The organism is Chryseobacterium sp. SIMBA_029 (genome assembly GCF_046535275.1).
GTDB lineage: Bacteria > Bacteroidota > Bacteroidia > Flavobacteriales > Weeksellaceae > Chryseobacterium.
The window spans coordinates 1-426 of sequence record NZ_JAWRXA010000047.1; the positions used below are offsets into that span (position 1 = coordinate 1).

Consider the following 426-nt stretch of genomic DNA (forward strand, 5'->3'; position numbering starts at 1 on the left):
TTGTGCCGGATACCTAGCCTTGTGTTGTTGTAGTAGGTGTCACCATAGCAGCGGTCGTAGTTTTCCAGTGAGACGAAACGGTGATCGTCGATCCGGTAGATGACTTTCGGCGGTCCATCGTAGTGCGGTTCTTCCGCCGCCTTCTCGTAGGACGGGGCGGACAGATCCGTCGTGCAACCGGGGAGCGCAATGCCAGCGATCAGGGCCGTGACCAGAACCCGGCAAACAGAGCGGATGTGCATGCTTTCCTTCACATGTTTTCCTTGATGAGTGCTGGCATCCGTTTTCATTCCCGCCCTTGTTCAGACGGGCCGCCGGCGACCGACTTGTCGCAGATGAAGCGGTCCTGCCCGGATGGCGTTTTCAACCACGAAGGGAACTTGACGTCAAACTCGATGCGCTTGCCTGCGGGAAGTCCTATACCCT

1 protein-coding gene is annotated in these 426 nt (G+C 57.5%); it reads right to left on the bottom strand.

What is annotated here, in order from left to right; genetic code table 11:
* On the bottom strand, nucleotides 1-290 hold a 290-nt coding region (locus SB679_RS23140), incomplete at its 3' end, for a hypothetical protein (RefSeq protein WP_410704639.1).
* Nucleotides 291-426 lie beyond the last annotated feature (136 nt).